Raw genomic sequence first — 19225 nt, forward strand, 5'->3', positions numbered from 1 at the left:
GTCGGAATGTTCTTTATCCCACCTGACTGCCGGGCTTGACGTCCTTGGTGGCGGTTACCACGCTGAGGCTCTCGTCGGCATCGACGGCACTGAGGATCATGCCCTGACTCTCGATGCCCATCATCGTACGAGGGGCAAAGTTGGCCACAAAGAGGATACGCTTGCCAATGAGTTCTTCGGGGTTCTCGTAGAAGGCTGCGATGCCTGAGCAGATGGTGCGGTCGGTACCAGAGCCGTCGTCGATAGTGAACTGCAGGAGTTTCTTCGACTTCTTCACCTTCTGGCAGTCTTTCACCAGACCGACACGGATGTCGAGCTTCTCGAAATCCTCGAAGCTGACGGTATCCTTGACAGGAGCAGCCTTGTAGGCTGCTGCCTCGTTAGCCTTCTTGGTGGCCTCAAGTTTGTCGAGCTGTTTTTGGATGACCTCATCCTCGATCTTCTCGAACAGCAGGGCAGGCTCGCCCAACTGATGACCAGCCTTCAGCAAGTCTGTGCTACCCAACTGCTCCCATTCGAAGTTGTCGATGGCAAGCATCTCGCGGAGCTTCTTGCTTGAGAACGGCAGGAACGGCTCGAAGGCGATGGCGAGGTTAGCGGTGAGCTGCAGACAGATATTCAGGATTGTCTCGCAGCGCTTGGGGTCGGTCTTCCAGACCTTCCAAGGCTCGCACTCGGTGATATAGCGGTTACCGATACGAGCCAGGTTCATCGCCTCGAACTGTGCATCGCGGAACTTGAACTGCTCCAGCAGGGCCTCCACCTTCTCCTTCACATCCTTGAACTCTTCGAGGGCAGCCTTGTCAACATCGAGCAACTCGCCACAGGCAGGCACCACACCGTTCCAGTACTTCTTCGTCAACTGGAGGGCGCGGTTCACGAAATTGCCATAGACGGCTACGAGCTCGTTGTTATTACGATCCTGGAAATCTTTCCAGGTGAAGTTGTTATCTTTCGTCTCTGGCGCATTGGCTGTGAGCACATAGCGGAGCACATCCTGCTTGCCCGGCATGTCAACCAGATACTCATGAAGCCATACGGCCCAGTTGCGTGAGGTCGAGATCTTATCGTTCTCGAGATTCAGGAACTCGTTGGCCGGCACGTTGTCAGGCATGATATACTTACCGTGAGCCTTCATCATCACAGGGAAGATGATGCAGTGGAACACGATGTTGTCCTTACCGATGAAGTGCACCAGACGGGTGTCATCATCCTGCCACCATTTCTCCCAGTTGCCCCATTTCTCGGGCTCGCGGTCACAGAGTTCTTTCGTATTCGACACATAGCCGATGGGTGCGTCGAACCACACGTAGAGCACCTTACCGTCGGCGCCCTCCACGGGCACAGGGATGCCCCAGTCGAGGTCGCGTGTCATGGCACGTGGCTGCAGGTCCATGTCGAGCCAGCTCTTACACTGACCATACACGTTTGGTCGCCACTCCTTGTGCTCTTCGAGGATCCATTTCTTCAACCACTCCTGATACTCGTTCAGGGGCAGGTACCAGTTCTTTGTCTCCTTCAGCACGGGCGTAGAGCCGCTGATGGTCGACTTCGGGTTGATGAGCTCTGTGGGTGAGAGGTCGCGCCCGCACTTCTCGCACTGGTCGCCATAGGCACCCTCGTTATGACAGTGGGGGCACTCGCCCGTCACATAACGATCGGCCAGGAACTGCTTGGCCTCCTCGTCGTAGAGTTGTGCGGTAGTCTCCTCTGTCAGCTTGCCCTCGTCGTAGAGCTTACGGAACCACTCCGCGGCAAACTTATGATGCGTCTCCGAGGTGGTACGACTATAGATGTCGAAAGAGATACCGAACTCCTCGAAGCTCTTCTTGATCATTTCATGGTAACGATCCACCACGTCCTGCGGTGTGATACCCTCTTTACGGGCACGAACAGTGATGGGCACGCCGTGCTCATCTGATCCGCCGATAAAGAGCACCTCGCGTTTCTTCAGGCGCAGGTAGCGCACATAGATGTCTGCCGGCACGTATACACCAGCCAGATGACCGATATGTACACCGCCATTAGCATAGGGTAGCGCCGACGTCACCGTCGTACGCTTAAAGGTCTTGTTTTCCATTCTCTAAATACGTATTTACTATTTTGAGTGCAAAGGTAGTGCAAATCGAGTGAAATGCAAAAGAAAAATGTGTTTTTCTTTGTATTTCCGAGATGCTGCCTACTTACGAGTGTTTCTCAAAGGTACGAATAAGTGAGAAGAAAACCAAAAATTTTTTTGGCTTTCTCGAGCGTAAGTACCTTCGGGCAAGGTCCAAAGGTCGTGCAAATTGAGTGAATCTTATCAACGAAAGCTTCCAGCGTTGGTATGACAATCGTAAGAAATAAACAGATGATTATAGTATAAATATTCGCAAAGAGTTAAAATATGCTAAATGTCATGGTATTTATAATGTACTATTAAAATATTGTTCGTACTTTTACCCTCCCAATCATAGCATTGGGATCATCAACGATTATTCAAAAACTTAAAAAACTTACAACGATGAAGAATCTTAGCAAGAGCGAACTGAACGCCATTATGGGTGGACCTTCGCGTCGTACGGATGCTGATAAATGTCCGAATTACAGTGTAAACCCAGAGAATAAGAACAAGAAGACCCTGTTCCCTATTATTTCTGGTATCTTAACAAAGTAAACAGAACAATAACTCTGTTTCTTTCACAACTAAGCGACGCTCACAGCTCGCGTATGAACCACCGCCATTAAACGGCGATTTCAATACACGGGTTTTGAGCAGTTTTTTTGCTCTATTACAAAGACCGCCTTTGATACTTCTTGCGTCCCATTGGTAGTGAGCAGAGCTCGCATGGCAGGAGGGCCAAAAGAGCACCGTTACGGTGCTGACGAAGCGTGCAGCAAAGCAGGTGGTGATGTATAAATGTCTCATTTCTATGTAGTTTTACACTAATTGGTGGCAAAATTACACTTATTAACTGAAATAAATGAAGAAATAAAAAAAAATTGATTATCTTTGCCGCCGAATTATTATTACTACCAAATAATGAATAAAATTATGATGCTCGTTGGAAGATTCTCTTTCACGGTGATGATGCTTTTGAGTGTAGGTAGCATCCAAGCACAGAATCGGCTCTATGCCGATGAGTTTCCCTTAGGGGATATCACCCTGTTGGAAGGTCCTTTGAAGGCGGCGCGTGACCTGAATATCAAGACGCTGTTGCAATATGATTGCGACCGTCTGTTGGCGCCATATCTCAAAGAGGCTGGCCTCACTCCGAAGGCGGAGTCCTATCCTAACTGGGATAGTCTTGATGGTCATGTGGGAGGTCACTATCTTACAGCGATGGCCATCAATGCCGCTACGGGTGATGAGGTCTGTCGCGAGCGGATGATGTATTTTATTAGCGAACTGCAACGCTGTGCCGATGCTCATGCCAAGAACCATCCCGATTGGGGAAAGGGCTATGTAGGCGGTGTGCCTGGTAGCGACCGCATCTGGTCGGCTTATAAGAAGGGTGATTTTAATGCTTATAATAGCGCGTGGGTACCTTTTTATAATATCCACAAGATGTATGCGGGTCTGCGCGATGCGTGGGTCTATTGCGGTAATGAACAGGCGAAAAAGCTATTCTTAGGCTTCTGCGATTGGGCGATTGACCTGACAGTCGGACTCTCCGATGCCCAAGTGGAGCAGACACTCCATACAGAGCACGGTGGTATGAATGAGGTACTGGCCGATGCCTATGCCATAACAGGCGATAGGAAATACCTTGATGTGGCCAAGCGGTTCTCCCATCGTCGATTGTTAATCCCGCTGTCGCAGCGTCAGGACTGTCTCGACAATATGCACGCTAATACCCAAGTGCCTAAGGTGGTGGGCTTCGAGCGTATTGCAGAACTCTCGGCCGACGAGGCCTATCACGATGCCAGTATCTATTTCTGGGACATCGTCACAGGTGAGCGTTCGCTGGCCTTCGGAGGCAACAGTCGTCGCGAGCACTTCCCCAGTAAGGAGGCTTGCATGGACTTCATCAACGATATCGACGGGCCGGAAACCTGTAACACCAACAATATGCTGAAGCTGACAGAGGAACTGCATCGCAGGAATCCAGAGGCCCGTTTTGCCGACTATTATGAGTTGGCCACGTTTAACCATATTCTTTCCTCGCAGCATCCGGAGCACGGTGGTTATGTGTACTTTACACCAGCCCGTCCCCGTCATTATCGTAACTACTCGGCTCCTAACGAGGCGATGTGGTGTTGCGTGGGTACGGGTATGGAGAATCACGGCAAATATGGACAGTTCATCTATACCCACGTTGGTGACGCCCTTTACGTGAATCTTTTTGTCAACTCTGAGCTCACTTGGAAGGAGAAAGGTCTGACACTGCGTCAAGAGACCACCTTCCCCTATGCTGAGACCAGTCGTATCACCATTACTGAGGTTGGTCATCATCGCTCGACTTCGTCACTTGGCTCGTCCAAGAACTCTCAGTTTAGTTTATTAGTGCGCTATCCCGGTTGGGTGAAGCCCGGATCATTCGAGGTGAAGGTAAACGGCAAACCCGTGAGCATCATTACAGGTCCTTCTTCTTATGTCGCCATCAACCGGCAGTGGAAGAAGGGCGATGTGGTGGACATTACCTTCCCGATGCACAACAGCGTGAAGTATCTGCCTAACCAACCGCAGTACATTGCCTTGATGCACGGACCTATTATGCTGGCTATGAAGACGGGAACGGAGGACCTGGATCACCTGATTGCTGACGACAGCCGCTTTGGACAGTATGCCAGTGGTAAGAAACTGCCCATCAACGAGGCACCAATCCTTATTAATAATAACTTAGAGGATTTCGCCAACGACTTGGAGCCTATTGTCGGAAAACCTCTCCATTTCACCCTTACTACGAAGATGGAAAACGGAATCCGCAACGAGATACAACCATTCTTCGAGATTCACGATGCCCGTTATATGATGTATTGGCTCGCCCTCTCGGAGGACAGTTATAAGAGTTATCTCGACAACCTAGCCAAGCAGGAGCAGGAACGTCAGGCTTTGGAGGCCCGTACCGTTGATCAGGTGCAGCCTGGTGAACAGCAGCCTGAGTCCGACCATTTTATGGAGACTGATCGCTCGCAGGTGGGCAATACCAACGATATATTTTTTCGTGATGCTAGTGATGGCCACTATTTCAGTTACCTGATGAAGACTGGTGGACAGACCGATCTGAGTCTCCGTCTGAAATACTGGGGTGTAGGCGAGTGGAAGAGTCATGAGTTTGATATCCTCGTTGATGACGTGCTGGTGAAGGAGGTGAACAATACGGGTAAGTACCGTATTTCCGAGTTCAAGTACGAGACCTACCCCGTGCCTGCCGAATTGCTGAAAGACAAGAAACAGGTACGTGTGAAGTTTGTCGCTAAGCCTCACAAGCAAATTGGCGAAATCTATGAAGTACGACTTGTTAAAGGAGAAGAATAATTATAAATCCAAATCTCAATCTTCAAATATGAAACAATCAATAACTATTGCTGCCCTTTTGGCAGTCTCGTTGGGACTCTCTGCCCAGAAGCCTATGACCGCCCCAGCCGGCGGCAAGGCTATCAGTGACGAATTAATCGGTATCTTCTTCGAGGATATCAGTAGCTCGGCCGACGGCGGTCTTTATGCCGAGCTAGTACAGAACGGCTCTTTTGAGTATAACCCCTCTGAGCGTGACGGTTGGGGAGCAGGCACCGCTTGGCGCGTCGTTCGTCCTGGTCACTCCTTGGGTCTGCTCGAGGTACGTATGACGGATGGTCTTAACGACAATAACCCCACTTATATGCGTCTGCACACAGAACGGGCGAAAGAGTATTATGATTATAAAGGCTGGAAAGGCTTTGGTATTGAGAATGGCGGCTTCGATGGCATCTCTGTTAAGGGCGGCGAGAAGTATGATTTCTCTATCTTCATGCGTAACTTCGGTGATGCCAAGCAGGTGCGCGTGGCACTGTTAGAACCTCAGACCCAGCAGGGCTGGATGCCCAAGGAGCCGAAGCTCCTGGCCGATGTCGTGATTGACGTGACAGACCAGAACTGGAAGAAGTACAGTGCTGTGCTGACACCCGACACCACTTCTCAGAAGGCAGTCCTTCAGATTCTTGTGCTCAACACGGGCGATCTGGATGTTGACATGGTATCGCTGATGCCTCAGGATACTTATAAGGGACACGGTCTGCGTAAGGACCTGGCCCAGGCACTGGCCGACCTGCAGCCGAAGTTCATGCGCTTCCCCGGCGGTTGCGTAGTGCATGGCGGTGGCGATGGCTTCTGGGATACCTACCGCTGGAAGACCACCATCGGTCCGAAGGAGCAGCGCCGTGGCCTGAAGAATACATGGGGCTATCACCAGTCGATGGGACTGGGCTATTTCGAGTATTTCCAGTTCTGTGAGGATATGGGCATGCAGCCCCTCCCGATCCTGCCTTGTGGCGTGAGTTGCCAAGGTGCCAATGGCGGATGGATGATGAGAGGACAAGCCCAGGATGTGGTTCCTATGAATGAGATGGATGAATGGGTCGACGAGGCTATCGACCTCATCGAGTGGGCCAATGGCGATCCTGCCACCAATAAATGGGCGAAGATGCGTGCCGAGGCCGGTCATCCCGCTCCCTTTAACCTGAAGTACTTAGGTCTGGGCAATGAGGAGAAGATCAGTCCTGAATTCTGCGAACGTTTCAGATATATCTATGAGCGTGTGAAGAAGGCTTATCCTGAGATCGTGATCGTGGGAACCGCGGGCCCTGGCTCACATGCGGGTAATCCTGATCTGGAGAACGGTTGGAAGTTGGCCGACGAGTTGGGTATGCCCATCATCGACGAGCATTACTATGAGCCGCGCGACTATTTCCTGAACAAACGTCAGTACGACAGTTATCCACGTGATCGGAAGACGAAGGTCTATCTGGGCGAGTATGCCGCCAAGGACAAGAAGTTGATCGATGCCCTGGCCGAAGGACTCTATCTGCTTCATGTGGAGCGTAATGGCGACGTGGTGGCCATGACTTCTTATGCACCGCTCTTTGCCAAAAAGACCAATACCAACTGGAACCCCGACCTAATCTATTTCGACAACGAGCGCCCGTTCCTGACTTGCAGCTACTATGTGCAGCAGATGTTCGGACAGAGCGCAGGTCAGTACTACTATGGTGATTGTGTCACGTTCGAGGGCGACGAGCCCGGTGTCTGTCAGCCACAGGAGGGTGTACACTACGGTCAGAGCGTTGTGCTCAATGTTAAGACACGTCAACTCTTTGTGAAACTCTGTAATGCCGGTGCTGAAACCAAGAAGGTCAACGTCGACCTTAGCCGCTTTAAGAGTCTGAAGAAGACTGCAACGAAAACGACGCTCTCGGGCAATGCCGACGACGAGAACAACTACGAGGCACAGCCTATCGCTCCTCGGAAAGAGACGGTCAAGGCCGCCAAGAAATTCAGTCTCGATCTCGCCCCTTATTCGATGGTCATGCTACAGTACTCACTGTAGATGAACATATTACAGTTAACTAAATTAATAACCAAATTTTAAGAACTTATCATTATGAAGAATCTTAGCAAGAACGAGTTGAACGCCATCATGGGCGGTCCTTCTCGTCGCACAGATCTCGACCATGTAGGGGCTTACAACTTCAAGATGGAGGTTGCTCCCACGATGGGGATTGTCCTGAATGATAATGCAGGTAATCCGATCAGAACCAGGAAACTCTAACAGACACGAATCGTGTAGACGAAACGGGCACCGCCAGTGTAGCTGGTGTCAAGGATGATATCGCCTCCTAACCGGCGGGCGATGCTTCTGGCAATGGTGAGACCGATACCGGTGCCCTCGTAGTATTCATCGAGTTGAACGAACTCGCCAAAGATATGCTCGGCTTCCTCTGCAGGAACACCAATGCCTGTATCTTCGACGATAAACTGTACGAAGCCGTCGGTTCTGACAATCTTTAGCAGAACCGACGGCTTTTTTGTATCCTCCTGGTCCTGGGATTTCTCGTTTTGTATGGTGAACTTCTGGGCATTGTCAAGTAGGAGCACGAGCGCACGGGTTGCCTGCTTCAGATGGGTCTTGATCATGGTGTTCTCCACATCTTCCGATACTTGTATGTCGAACTTGAGATGTGGCAGATGGGTGATACCGCTTTCCTCGACGGCCTGCGATGCAACCTGTACTGCCGGCACCTCGTCGTTACGTTCGATGACGGTGAGACTACTGGCTTCACTGAGTTCCAGCATCTTGTTTACCAGACTGGTGATACGGTCGGTATTCTCTGTGATTTTGTTGTTGATGTCCTGCTTCGTCGCGTCGTCGAGTTCCATGCCGGGAGATGTCACAATCTGCGTGAAGCCGCTGAGTACGTTTAAGGGGGTGCGGATCTCATGTGAGATCTGATGGATGAAGTCTGTCTTCATCCTCGACGACTCCTGTGCAAGTGCATTGGCAGTTGTCAGTTGTTCGTTCTTCTGTTCTAGTTCCTTATAGGCCTCCTGCAGTTCGGCGTGGGCAGCCTTTAGTCGCCCCGCCGCTTGTTGGCGGTGGAATGAGAAGACAATAAGGAACACGACCAAGAGTAACAGGATGCCTGCCACCGTCATCATCTCTATCCGTGTGATGGAGGCGTTCTTCGCAATGATATCGGCCTGTTGTTTTGCAATCGTCGCTTCTTTTTCCTGAATCTCGTAGATGACAGCCAACTCTGCGGCATCATCGTTGCGTGTACGGATATAGGCAGAGTCGAGCAGGTTGGTGATCCGTTCTGCGGTGGCAAGTGCTTTTCCTGTATGTTTGGATTTCAACTGGGCTTGGAACAAAGGGGCTAGTTCCAGGCGCAGGTAGTCCATAGAGGGTGTCTTCTCTTGTCCCTGATGGAAGGTACTGATCTGCTCGGAGAGCTCTGCCAACTCAGCCCACTGACCGGTGGTCTTGAGATAACTGATTTGGGCACCGAGGAAGTCGTTGTCCTGTTCACTGGTGGAAGCCAGGTAACAACGGTAGTGTTTTGCCGCCTCGGCCGTATGTCCAGCCTTTGCCAGTACTAGTGCTTTGTTAATCTCCATGCACTGCTTGGCATAAGCCGAGAAATCCTCCTTGATGTCGGGTGCAGCCAATGCCTTCTCATAGGCCTCTTCCATACGTGGCAACCAGCTTTCTGCCTCTGCTATATTCTCTTCCATGAGATGGCACTCTATGCAGTTGCTGACGATAGCGAACAGATTGTAGTGTAGGTCGAAGCGATTTCGTTTCTTTGTCTCCTGCTCCACTGTCTCATAGACGCGTTGGAAGTTAGCATTGCCCTCTTGCTTTCGGCCGAGCATGATCTGACAAGAACCGATCTGACTCAGGAACTTGGGGATGTAATCCTGTGCAAGACGGCTATTGTCTTTCTTGGCATGGTTCAGTCCTTTTGTGGCGTAATCGAGCGCCTTCTTCCAGTTCATGTTGTTGATGTTGATATGTGCCAGTAGTCGGTAGGCCGCATAGAAACTTGGGGCATCCTCCTCGAAAAGGAGTCCGTCCTTCAACGACTTCTGTGCATAAAAGGAGGCGGTGCGCGACTGTCCCAGAGCATCGTAGATTTCAGCTCTGCATTCGTCGGCCATGTTTGACGTCAGGTCGCCTGTTTCCTGCAGACTGTCGGTCATCAGCAAGGCATGCTGTGGATAGGTGTACCGCTCGTCGTAGATGGCATACATCAGGGAGTCGAGTTTCGTAAGATTCTTGGCTCCTTTCTCTTCTGTCTTGTTGCTGGTCGTCAGATGACAGGCCGACAGTAGAAGGGTGATGCACATCAGGACAGCAGGTAGTAGTCGACTAAATTGTTTTCTCTCTCTCATAACTTAAAGTATATTTCTTCAGTTGTGTGCTGCAAATATACAAAAAGTTTGTTAGTTGTGACTTGTTGTTCTGTTATTTATTCCTTAAATAAAATAAAGAATGCCGAAACGGGAGAAAAACGAATCCCGTCTCGGCAGTCTCTAAATATTTGTATCAAAGAATGATGTTAACCGCGAGCCTCGATCTTCTTATTGATATCGTCGATGACTTCGTCGGTCAGTTCGTATTTAGAAATAATGAACATGGCTACGATGAGCAGGATGGCGGGGATGATACATACCAGCCAGCGGATACCCTCTTGTGCCAATGGTGACTGAAGCTCGAGGTCGTTCATGAAGTAAGCACCTGCTGCGTTACCTACAGACATCATGGCGAAGGCTGTGATGAAGAACAGTGCAATGATGCGGAGGGGACGGTTACGTAGGAACTCCATCCACAAGTCGCTGACCTTCACGTTTTGAGACTCTGACTTATCCATTACCACACGCTCCTTTGTCTGTGAGAAGCAGAAGAGAAGTAGGGCGAGACCAACGAGAGAGTAGATGAGCATTGTGGTGAACCATGCACCAGAGTTCTTCGGCAGAGTGGTAGCCTCTTCGGCGGGAACGTAGTTGGTCATAGCCAGCACGAGCCCCGGAACGACACCACCCAGAGCCATACCGGCCTTGAAGAAGATACCTGTCAGGGCATTCACGATACCGGCGATACGACGGCCTGTGGTGTATTCAGCATACGAGATGACCTCAGGGATAAGAGCCCACATATAACCGGTGGCTACGATGACACCAGTCGACTTAATAAACTGTGCGATGTAAACCAGCGTGATATTCTCCTTTACGGTGCCCATCTTGCTGATGACATACAGCATACCCATACCGATAATGGCCACAGAAAGGAAGATGTAGAACATGTTCTTCTTTCCAACCTTCTTCTTGATAGCCGGTACCAATGGCATGAAGATAAACGAGGGCAGAGAGCCAAGACCCATGAAGAGTGCCATTTCAATAGGCAGGGTCTCCGAGGATGCGAAGATGGCTACCAGGATAGGCACACCTGCAGATACGGCAAGACCGCCGACATTGGCCATAAACATACGGACAGAAGTAAGTACGGTAATCTCATCGGTGTCGCGTGTCAGTGATGAGTTCAGAGCTCCGTAAGGCACATTGATCAATGTGTAGAGCATCGACATGCCGACATAGGTCAGGTAGGCATATATGATGGAAGGTGCGAAACCGTCCCAGAAGCAGAGGATGGCAAGGATAGTAAGGGGAATACCGCCAGTAACCAGATAACTGCGATACTTGCCAAGACTTGGATTGTGCTTGTCGACAAACGTTCCTACGAGAGGATCCCATAAAACGTCGACAAGACGGACAACGAGGAACATGGTTCCTGCCAATCCTGCTGATTTAGCTGCATCGCCACCGAGTACGTAGACATCGGTGTAGAAGAACAGCAGATACATGCAAATGGTCTGATAGATAAGATTCTGTGCCAGGTCACCGGCTCCGAAGCCGATGCGCTGTAGCCATGAGAGTTTGTAAAAACCCTTGGTTTCGTTTGTAGTTGACATAATTTTAAATGATTATTTAGATTTATTGTTTGTTATTTCTAATTCGAAGGAACTCATGGGCAGTCCGTTCAGTGAGCGGACATTCGCCTTGAGAGGATTGTCCTTCCAAGCATAACGGATGGCAGAGGGGGCGGTGCCGCCCAGTTGAATGTATATCTTGTTTTTCTCGGCCCTGGCCTCGGCATTATGGAAGAAGCCGGCTTTGTCTCCCACCTCGAACTCGAAGACCTCTCCGGACTGAACGGGTTGGTCGAGCGTAAGGACGATGGCCTTATCTGTCACCTCCCCAGCGATGACCTCAGGCGAAAGTTCCACCTTATTATTATATAAGAGACGGTCGAAGCAGAGCCCGATACGTGCCGCAACCTCCTTCTTGCGGAGAGGATGGATGTCGACGGTCTCACCCAGATCATTGATAACAGCGAGTTCTGCCCAGGTATCTGCCTTGGCAACGGTGCGCTGAGCCTCACGGAGCTGAGCCCATCCGCTGTTCATGGGTTCTGTCTGAGCGGTGATGGGTCTTGGGAAAGCCGACTGCATACGACCATCGTGGTTGGCTAACTGTACAATCACGAACGGCATCTGCTGGTCCTGCCAACAGTCGCGCCAGCAGCCCATCAGTTTCTTCAGATAGTCGGCATAAGGAGCGGGGTCGCCTGTATTCGACTCGCCCTGATACCAGACAATACCACTGAGGCCGTAGGGTGCCAAGGGATGAAGCACAGCATTATAAAGTGTGGTGGGGATATTCTGCAGCGACACGTCACCACTGGGACAGCTAGGCATCTCTGTACCTACGCGCATCTTCCATGTCTCACCGAGGGGAATGATGTCCTTTGGCATGGGGTTCTGCGACCAACGGTCGTCGCCAAAAGCGATCAGATAAGGTTTTTCAGGAAGGAAATGGGCCACACCATACTTATTGATAAAACGCACGCTAATCACGTTGTCGCCTTCACGGAGCAATCTCTCGGGGATATCATAGCGACGTGGGGGATACTGATACCCTGTCTGTCCGATCTGCTGACCATTAAGGTATGTCACGTCACAATCGAAAAGGGTGCCGAGCAGCAGACGGGCAGGCTTCCCTGCATGCGCTTTGTCGATATGGATATGCTGTCGCAGCCATACGGTACCGGTGTTTCGCCATCCCCATTTCCACTGGTCGATGGTCTGCCAGTCAGAGTCGTCGTAGTCGGCTGCCGTCCAGTTCTGCTGAATGCCGAGGTCGGTATCTTGCAGGATCTTCTGCCACTGGCGCTCTGCCTCCATGTTAGCCTGCGACTGTGCTTTTACATAGTTGTCGCTCTGAAAGAACTGGGCACGTTTCACAAGCATGGGGTAGTCGCGCTCAAGAGAATCCTTTGATATCCAAGCCTCGATGGGAGTGCCGCCCCAACTGTTCACGATGACGCCCTGGGCTACCTTATTCTTCTCAAACATACGCTTGCCGAGAAAGTAACCTACAGCAGAAAAAGGCCATGCATTCTGTTTGTTGAGTGGTTTCCAGTTGGTGGGGGTCGGTCTAATGTCGTCTTTGACACCGTGGGGGTCGGTATCATTCTGTACTCGGAATAGACGGATAAGAGAATTCTCATAAGAGTCGATTTCCTGAGTGTACTGGGGATAGACGCGCTCAATGTGTACGTCGATATTTGACTGTCCAGAGAGAAGCCACACGTCACCAATAAGTATATCGTCAAGCGTCAGTTCGTTGATGGTCATCCGATAAGGACCGCCAGCTTTCATCTTCGGCAGATCGATACGCCAACGTCCGTCTGCGCCTGCCGTCGTCGTATATTGTTTCTTGTTGAACAGAAGAATGACAGTTTCTCCTACGTCAGCCTTGCCCCAAACGGGTATAGTTTTATTACGCTGAAGTACCATGCCCGACTGGAACAACTGCGGAAGAGAGACCTTTGCGTTGCTCGGAAAAGAGCATAGTAGTACCGTACATAAAAACAGAAGTTTCTTCATAAAATGCATTTTTGATGTTGCAAATATACTAAAAAACTCCGTTGAAATGGCGCATAATCGTGTTTTTCTCGTCAAATGAAACATTTAGAAAAGCATCTGTAACATATTAGAATACGAAAGTGGCCGATTATTCTTATCTTTGCAACCAAAACCCATACGCGCGTTGTGAGCAAGGGCGTTGTTTCATAATCATAAAACGGAAAGATGCAGGATAGTCTGTCGCAGAAAGTTTCATTTGGAGAGAAGATCGGCTACTCGTTGGGAGATGCTGCCGCCAATCTTGTGTTCCAAATGATGATGATATTCCAGTTGAAGTTCTACACGGATGTGTTCGGACTGGATGGTGCTGTGGCAGGAACGATTTTGATGCTTGGTAGTTTCTCGGCGGTAATTGTCGATCCGGTCATGGGCATTCTTGCAGACCGTACGCAAACCAGATGGGGAAAATTCCGTCCGTGGATCATTTGGACGGCCATACCATTCTGTGTCTTCTATATCCTGGCATTCTACAATCCAGGCATCCATGAGAAAGCGATGGTGGCTGTCTATGCGACGGTGTCGTACATCCTGCTCATGACGGTCTATTCCTCGAATAACGTGCCATACACCTCTTTGGGCGGTGTGATGACCAGTAATATTAGGGAGAGAACCAGTATCACGACAATCCGTTTTGTCGTGGTGACCATCGCCCAGTTTGTGGTACAGGGACTGACGCTTCCCTTGGTTGAACATTTCGGACAAGGTAATCTGCAACGGGGCTGGTCGTGGACGATTTGCCTGTTTGCCGTGATAGCCCTGCTGTTCTTTATTGTTACTTTCGCTGTTTCCAAGGAGCGCATTCAGCCTCCGCCAATGCAGAAGGTGGACATTAAGGAAGATATCAGGGGAACGGTCTCCGACATCTCGTGGAACTCTATGTCGCTGCTGACCTTTGTGCTCTTTATCACACTGGCCATGTGGGGATCGGCTATGAGTTTTTATTTCCAGTATAATGTCGATCAGAAATCCCTTCAGGACTTCCTCGGCGTTTTCGGAGTGGTAGCAGATATGCAGGAGTCTTATTCGCTTGGATTCTCTGCCTTTAACATGATGGGAGCCATCGTGCAGTTCATAGGTGTGATCTGCCTGTCGCAGTATTTGGCAAATAAATATGGGAAGAAGAAAGTGTTCATGGTATGTCTGTCTATGACTGCCTTCTTTACAGCGATGTTCTACATCCCCTCACCGACGGATGTGAGTCTCCTGTTTGTCCTGAATTTCCTACGTTCCTTAGCTTACGCACCAACGGTGCCGTTGTTATGGGCGATGATTGGTGATGTGGCCGACCATATTGAATATGAGAATCATCGTCGGGCCACGGGCTTTTGCTTCTCTGGTATCGTTTTGGCACTGAAGCTGGGCCTAGGTCTCGGAGGTGCCATTGCCGGCATCATCATCTCAATGTTCGGTTATGTCTCTGGGAATGTATCCATACAGAATGAGAGTGCGATGGAGGGTATTCGTCTGGTATCGAGTATTGTGCCTGCTATCCTCTTTAGCATAGGTGTCTTGTCACTTCATTTCTATCCGATAACAAAGGAATACAACGAAAACATGCAGGCAGAGTTGGCAGCGCGACGCCGGAATGCGGCCAGTCAGGTTGACAACAACTGAGATAAGAAAGATAAATGACAAAGAGATATTTTTATAGGTTAGTAGTTATATTAGTAGTTTGTTTGTTCACTCAGCATGCGAATGCGCAGAGAGAACCCAAGGATGGCCTTGGCAAGAGTAGCCTGACTGGTACATCCTTGAACCAGAAACAGTCGGGCGGTCAGGATGCGGCGGCATCCGCCATCGTCCGGCAGTATTCCGGAGATGTTCTGGCTGGAAGCACACTGCTATGGATGATGAGACTATAAAGGATGATAAGTAACAAATAAAAAACAAGAAATATGGCAAAACTTCCACGTTATCTTTTTCCAAAAGATTATTATGCAGATCCATCTGCAAATGTTTTCAACGGACGCCTGTACGTCTATCCTTCTCATGATTGGGAGGCTGGTGCTGCCTTCGACGACGATGGCGGACATTTCCAGATGAAGGACTACCACGTTATCTCCATGGATGACGTGGAAAATGGCGAGGTGACCGATCATGGTATGATTCTTCATGTAGACCAGGTGCCTTGGGCAGAGAAGCAGATGTGGGATAATGACGTGATAGAGAAAGATGGTAAATACTATCTGGTATTCTCTGCAAAAGACTATAATGGTGTGTTCCATCTTGGTGTGGCTGTGGCCGACAAGCCCGAAGGGCCGTTTGTTCCTCAGGAGCATCCCATCCGTAGCTCTTTCAGCATTGACCCCTGCCTGTTTAAGGATGACGACGGTCAGATATATTGTTATTTCGGTGGTCTCTGGGGTGGACAGCTTCAGTGGTACAAGTCGCCGGAGAAGCTTCTTAAGGAGGGTGTCGATCTTGGTCCTGCCCCCGACAAGAAGACACAGCTCTATGCACCAGCCGATGTGCCTGCTCTCTCGAGTTCTGTTGTTCGCATGAGCGATGATATGCTGCAGTTCGCTGAGGCTACGCATGAGGTAGTCATTCTCGATAAGGAAGGTAAGCCACTGAAGGCTGGTGATCCTCATCGTTTCTTCGAGGCATCATGGATGCATAAGTATAACGGAAAGTATTACTTCAGTTATTCTACTGGTGACAGTCATTTCCTTTGCTATGCCATCGGTGACAACCCCTACGGACCATTTACCTATCAGGGAGTGCTGCTTGACCCGGTTGTTGGTTGGACTACCCATCATAGCATTGTAGAGTACAAGGGTGAGTGGTTCCTGTTCTACCACGATTGTGTTCCTTCCAACGATGTTACACATCTGCGCTCGTTGAAGGTACAGCGTCTGTTCTACAATGAGGATGGAACCATCCGTAAGGTGGAGAACGAGTAAGAACATTAAACCATGAAGAATCATCAGCTAATAACCGATTATTATATTGCTCACCGTGACGAGCTGCTGGCGTTTGTCAGTAGCCGTCTCGGTGGTAGCGATCTGGCAGAGGACATCGTACAGAATGTCTTCCTCAGGTTGTTGACCACTGATAAGATGATCTCTGAGGTGACCCTGCCGTGTCTGGTCTATACCGTGGCACGTAATCTGATCAGTGACTATTATCGTCGACATGCCACCTTTGAGGAGTATGAGCACTATATCAAAGGCGTGTGTAGTACGGAGATATCCACAGATTCAATCTTCTCTGTCCGTGAGGTTATGGAGGGGTTGGAGCGCGGATTGGCCCGTTTGCCGGAGAATTGTCGCGAGGTTTACCGCCTCCATGTCTATGGTGGTATGAAGGTCAGCGAGATCTCCCTCCGTCTTGGTGAAGGTTATAAGTCGGTCGAGCATCGTCTGGGTACGGCCCGTAAGGCTATGCGCCAGTATATGCGCCAGTACGCATAGGTATTTATTTTCCATTGATGATGCGATGCACATCGTCGATGGTGTGTTCGAAGGGGCCAGTATGCTCTAGTTTGAGTGTACACATGGCGGCAGCAAAGCGACACCTTTCGATATAGTCCATTCCTTGTGCACGACAGTAGAGATAGCCTGCACTGTAAGTGTCGCCACAGCCTGTGGCGTCGACAACTGTTTGTGGCGGATAGGCTGGTACCTCGTAGAAACGGCCTTCAGCCAGAACCACCGATCCACCACTACCAAGCGTGATGATTACCTCGCGCACGCCCCAGTCTTGAATCTGCTCGGCTGCGGTATGTGGATTGGCAAGGCCGGTGAGTGCCAGACTCTCCTGTTCATTCACTTTTAGGATGGCGGTATGGCGTAGTAGGCGCAGTTTATCAGGCCAGTCTGTAGCGATCACCTTCCATGCTCCGTTCCCGTCAGGTATCACCCTGCGCAGATAGCCTTGTACATCTATCGATACATCACCTTTCTTTGCGAGAAAATCCACCACCTCCGGTGCGAAATCATCGGCCAACAATGTGCCGAGATGGAATACCTTTGCTTCTTCATTCCTCAGTTGGTCAAGGGTAAAGGAATCTGATTTCGCGAGTACTCGTTGGGTACGGTCATCCATATTCTCACCATAGGTGTTCTCGAAAAACACGTTGAATGGACTCTCGTAGGCTGTGACGCGGATACCGCCTTTTCTGAGTCTTTCTACCTCGGGCATTATCTCCCGACTGACAGAGGTGATCATGTGAAAACTGACTTTTTGCGGAAGGGCTTGTAATGCCCAGGCGATATAAAAGGCTGACCCTCCGGCACAGTAGACGGTGTTGGGAGGGCGTTGGGTGATAATCTTGTCGCGGGTAATATGTCCGATGCAGCAGATATCTGTCATTTAGCGTACTGATTGTTTGTTATTTCTTTCCGGCGACAAAGATACGAAAAAATATTTGTGAAAGTTTTGTCTGGTTCAGGAAAATGTATATCTTTGCAATCTAAATACAATTCTACTAATTATTAATGACTAAAAGGATATTCTTATGTGCTCTCTTACTATGGTTGACGTGTTCTTCCGGGAGGGGACAGATAATCTATGACGTGACAGACACAGGTGCGGTGGGCGATGGAGTGACAGACGATGCTATGGCTATACAACGTGCAATCGATCAGTGCTCGGCAGATGGAGGCGGTAGGGTGCTACTACCTCGTAATCATACCTTCCTAGCTGGTCCCATTGAGTTGAAGAGTAACGTGGAGTTATATCTGGAGTCCACGGCCATTCTGAAAGCTCATCCCAACGAGAATATCTATCATCTGAGTGCCTTTGGCGAGAACAGAGGCGAGGGGATGCTCTGGCTATGGGCTAACAATGCGGAGAATATCAGTATTACAGGCAAGGGAACCATCCATGGCAACGGCATCGCTTTTATGGGCGCGGAGTTGGATGATTCATTCGAGTTAAAGCCTTTAGCTGATCAGAGTTTTGACCCCCGTCCACATGTTTTGACCCTGACTGCCGTGAAAAACCTAACTATCCGTGACGTGACCATCCGTGAAGGTGCATACTGGACGGTGCATCTTATTGGTTGCGATGAGGCGGTCATCGACGGGATCAACCTACTGAACAATTTGAAGATTCGTAACGGCGACGGTATCGATCTCGACCATTCGAGACATGTGCGCATTTCCAATTGTCATATCACATCGGGCGATGATTGTATATGTCTGAAGAATCGCCGGGAGTTCGAACGGTATGGCTCTTGCCACGATATCACTGTGACAAACTGTGTGATGTCCTCGCGTTCATGCGCAATTAAGATTGGTAGTGAGAATATGGATTCTATCTATAACGTGTTGGTCGACAATTGTATTATCACTGCTTCTAACCGTGGCTTAGGGATCCAGAACCGTGACGAAGGAACAGTGACCGATATCGTTTTTTCGAATATCCATCTCGACTGTCATTTGTGGAGTGATGTGTGGTGGGGTAAGGCAGAGCCGATTTATGTGACGAGCTATCCCCGGGCCAATGGTAATCATAAGGATGCCAACTGGCGTTTTCCAAAAGGACAAGTTGAAGGGCGTTGCGGTGAGGTGAGCCGTATCTGGTTCAACCATATCACCGCTAACAGTGAGAATGGCTGTTTTGTAGGTGGTGAAGTGCCAGGAAAGGTGAAGGATATCTTTTTTAATCATGTCTGTGTAAACTTGAACTTAGGAGAAGCGGATTCGCTGGCAATTGACAAGCGACCATGCAAGGGTGAGGGATTCATCCAAGTGGGACGTGAAGAACTGATAAGGCAGACAGTACCCCTTGTAACGGAAAATGCCGACGTACAAATAAACAACTAATGTAATAA

Annotated in this window: 14 protein-coding genes; 9 read left to right on the forward strand and 5 right to left on the reverse strand. The window is 49.7% G+C overall.

The features are described from left to right. Positions 1-13 precede the first annotated feature (13 nt). A complete protein-coding gene (gene metG, locus BMY63_RS05785; protein ID WP_091900206.1) occupies positions 14-2080 on the reverse strand; it encodes a methionine--tRNA ligase in 2067 nt (688 codons plus the stop codon). Between the two features lie 423 nt (positions 2081-2503). On the opposite strand from metG, the gene BMY63_RS12180 reads away from it, so the two are divergent. The 4 genes from BMY63_RS12180 (at position 2504) to BMY63_RS12185 (ending at position 7730) form a co-directional block, all read left to right on the forward strand. Continuing rightward, a complete protein-coding gene (locus BMY63_RS12180; protein WP_143065733.1) occupies positions 2504-2656 on the forward strand; it encodes a bacteriocin in 153 nt (50 codons plus the stop codon). A gap of 381 nt (positions 2657-3037) precedes the next feature. After that, the gene (locus BMY63_RS05790) at positions 3038-5461 is read left to right on the forward strand and encodes a glycoside hydrolase family 127 protein (RefSeq protein ID WP_091900401.1); all 2424 of its coding nucleotides are present in this window, start codon (positions 3038-3040) and stop codon (positions 5459-5461) included. 28 nt (positions 5462-5489) lie between these two features. Further along, a complete protein-coding gene (locus tag BMY63_RS05795; RefSeq protein WP_177178388.1) occupies positions 5490-7508 on the forward strand; it encodes an alpha-L-arabinofuranosidase C-terminal domain-containing protein in 2019 nt (672 codons plus the stop codon). Between the two features lie 54 nt (positions 7509-7562). Next, complete coding sequence (locus BMY63_RS12185) at positions 7563-7730, forward strand: bacteriocin (protein ID WP_143065734.1); 168 nt, start codon at positions 7563-7565, stop codon at positions 7728-7730. Here BMY63_RS12185 and BMY63_RS05800 read toward each other — a convergent pair. The 3 genes from BMY63_RS05800 to BMY63_RS05810 all read right to left on the reverse strand — a co-directional run bounded on the left by BMY63_RS05800 (position 7727) and on the right by BMY63_RS05810 (position 13407). Beyond that, positions 7727-9853 carry a sensor histidine kinase gene (locus BMY63_RS05800; RefSeq protein WP_091915340.1) on the reverse strand — a complete coding sequence of 709 codons (2127 nt, stop codon included), beginning with the start codon at positions 9851-9853 and terminating at the stop codon, positions 7727-7729. The two genes, BMY63_RS12185 and BMY63_RS05800, sit on opposite strands and share 4 nt — an antisense overlap. A 167-nt stretch (positions 9854-10020) precedes the next feature. Beyond that, positions 10021-11430, reverse strand: coding sequence for an MFS transporter (locus BMY63_RS05805; RefSeq protein ID WP_091900203.1), 1410 nt, complete (start codon positions 11428-11430; stop codon positions 10021-10023). A gap of 12 nt (positions 11431-11442) precedes the next feature. Next, positions 11443-13407 (reverse strand): sialate O-acetylesterase, encoded by a 1965-nt coding sequence (locus BMY63_RS05810; protein WP_177178389.1) that lies wholly within the window; start codon positions 13405-13407, stop codon positions 11443-11445. Between the two features lie 204 nt (positions 13408-13611). On the opposite strand from BMY63_RS05810, the gene BMY63_RS05815 reads away from it, so the two are divergent. The 4 genes from BMY63_RS05815 to BMY63_RS05830 all read left to right on the forward strand — a co-directional run bounded on the left by BMY63_RS05815 (position 13612) and on the right by BMY63_RS05830 (position 16859). Next, entirely contained in the window at positions 13612-15060 is a 1449-nt protein-coding gene (locus BMY63_RS05815; protein ID WP_091900201.1) for an MFS transporter, read from the forward strand. A 62-nt stretch (positions 15061-15122) separates the two neighbouring features. After that, on the forward strand, positions 15123-15308 hold the full coding sequence (locus BMY63_RS05820; RefSeq protein WP_091900200.1) for a hypothetical protein: 186 nt from the start codon (positions 15123-15125) through the stop codon (positions 15306-15308). Between the two features lie 33 nt (positions 15309-15341). Next, a complete protein-coding gene (locus BMY63_RS05825) occupies positions 15342-16349 on the forward strand; it encodes a glycoside hydrolase family 43 protein (RefSeq protein WP_091900199.1) in 1008 nt (335 codons plus the stop codon). A 12-nt stretch (positions 16350-16361) separates the two neighbouring features. Next, complete coding sequence (locus tag BMY63_RS05830; protein WP_091900198.1) at positions 16362-16859, forward strand: RNA polymerase sigma factor; 498 nt, start codon at positions 16362-16364, stop codon at positions 16857-16859. A gap of 4 nt (positions 16860-16863) precedes the next feature. Here BMY63_RS05830 and BMY63_RS05835 read toward each other — a convergent pair whose 3' ends face one another. After that, a complete protein-coding gene (locus BMY63_RS05835; protein ID WP_091900197.1) occupies positions 16864-17760 on the reverse strand; it encodes a PfkB family carbohydrate kinase in 897 nt (298 codons plus the stop codon). Positions 17761-17885: 125 nt separating this feature from the next. Between BMY63_RS05835 and BMY63_RS05840 the strand changes: the two genes are divergently transcribed. Beyond that, complete coding sequence (locus tag BMY63_RS05840) at positions 17886-19217, forward strand: glycoside hydrolase family 28 protein (RefSeq protein WP_091900196.1); 1332 nt, start codon at positions 17886-17888, stop codon at positions 19215-19217. Positions 19218-19225: the final 8 nt, after the last annotated feature.

Origin of the sequence: Prevotella aff. ruminicola Tc2-24 (assembly GCF_900110895.1) — a bacterium.
In the GTDB taxonomy this organism is placed as follows: domain Bacteria; phylum Bacteroidota; class Bacteroidia; order Bacteroidales; family Bacteroidaceae; genus Prevotella.